This is a genomic window from Inquilinus limosus MP06, from assembly GCF_000767795.1.
In the GTDB taxonomy this organism is placed as follows: domain Bacteria; phylum Pseudomonadota; class Alphaproteobacteria; order DSM-16000; family Inquilinaceae; genus Inquilinus; species Inquilinus limosus_E.
Map to the genome: position 1 here is coordinate 1 of NZ_JANX01000922.1, position 1,519 is coordinate 1,519.

The following is a 1,519-nucleotide window of genomic DNA, read 5'->3' on the forward strand; positions in this document are numbered from 1 at the left end:
CGGCGCGGAAGGAGCTGGTGCGCCTGGTCCGCCACGCCCGCGGCGGCGGGCTGGCGGATTGAGGGAACGAGGACTGCCCGAGAGCGGCTGGCTCCGCATGGGCAGGCGCGTTGCCTCTCCCGCTTGCGGGACCTTTTCAGAATTCCCAGAACCGTCATTGCTTCGCTGCGCTCGCAATGACGCCGAGGAATTGGGTGTTGTGAAAAGACCACGCGGGAGAGGCAACGCCTTGGCTCAATCCGGAAACAGCCTCTATCCCACCGTCTTCAGCCGCTCCATCGTCTCGACCAGGGCGGTGCGGATGCCCGGCTCCATCGCCGAATGGCCGGCGTCCGGCACCACGACATAGGCCGCCTCCGGCCAGGCGCGGTGCAGCTCGTCCGCCGTCGTGATCGGGCACACCGTGTCGTAGCGGCCCTGGACGATCGTCGCCGGAATGTGGCGGATGCGGTCGACCTGGCGCAGCAGCCGGTCCGGCGGGGTGAACAGGTTGTTCAGGAAGTAATGCGCCTCGATCCGGGCCAGGCCCAGCGCATGCGCGTCCTCGCCGGCCGAGGCCACGATCTCCGGGTTCGGCAGCAGGGTGGAGCAGGAGCCTTCATAGATGCTCCAGGCCCGCGCCGCCGGCAGGTGCACCGCCGGGTCGGGGTCGGTCAGGCGGCGGTGATAGGCGCGGGTCAGGTCGCCGCGCTCGGCCGGCGGCAGGAACTCGACGAAGCTGCGATGCGCCTCCGGGAAGAAGGTGCCCATGCCGTGGAAGAACCAGTCGATCTCCGCCGGCCGCATCAGGAAGATGCCGCGCAGGGTCAGCGACCGGCAGCGCTGCGGATGCGCCTGGGCGTAGGCGAGGGCGAGGGTGGAGCCCCAGGAACCGCCGAAGACGTGCCAGCGCTCGATGCCCAGCATCCGGCGCAGCTGCTCCATGTCCCCGACCAGGTGCTCGGTGGTGTTCTGCCGGGTCTCGCCCAGCGGCCGCGACCGGCCGGCGCCGCGCTGGTCGAAGATGATGATGCGGTAGAAGCCGGGGTCGAAGAAGCGGCGATGGGTGGGCGAGGCGCCGGCGCCCGGCCCGCCATGCAGGAACACCACCGGCACGCCGTCCGGCTTGCCGCATTGCTCCCAGTAGATGCTGTGCAGGTCATCGACCGGCATCAGGCCGGTGGCGAAAGGCTCGATGGTCGGGAAGATCAGGTCGCGCGGCATGGGTCTCGCTGTCGGGCTGAGTCTCGATCCCCACTCTACGGCGTCGTCGGCGCATTGCAAAAAGCCGATCGAGGCGAGGCTCTGCGGTGCGAGACCGCAGCCGCCTGTCCTATGCTGCCGGGATGCGCCGCGCCCTGCTTCTCCTGCTCCTGCTCTGCGCCGCCGGCCGCGCCGGGGCCCAGCCGTCGGACGGACTCGACTACGACCCGCCGATGGCGGTCGCCGCCGTGCTCGACGGTCGCACGGTGAGCCTCGCCGACGGCACGGTGGTGCGGCTCAGCGCGCTCGACATCCCCGCCGGCCAATGGCGCGACAT

2 protein-coding genes are annotated in these 1,519 nt (G+C 70.4%); one reads left to right on the forward strand and one right to left on the reverse strand.

The genetic code is table 11. From position 1 onward, the window contains the following. Nucleotides 1-252: 252 nt before the first annotated feature. The gene (gene pip / locus P409_RS34010) at nucleotides 253-1,203 is read right to left on the reverse strand and encodes a prolyl aminopeptidase (RefSeq protein WP_034849181.1); all 951 of its coding nucleotides are present in this window, start codon (nucleotides 1,201-1,203) and stop codon (nucleotides 253-255) included. An 86-nt stretch (nucleotides 1,204-1,289) separates the two neighbouring features. Between pip and P409_RS34015 the strand changes: the two genes are divergently transcribed. Continuing rightward, nucleotides 1,290-1,519 (forward strand): hypothetical protein (locus tag P409_RS34015; RefSeq protein WP_152613704.1); only part of this gene is annotated, 230 nt, incomplete at its 3' end.

Coding starts and splice junctions, on each gene's coding strand:
- pip (WP_034849181.1), bottom strand. CDS start 1,203: ATGCCGCGCGACCTGATCTTCCCGACCATCGAGCCTTTCGCCACCGGC.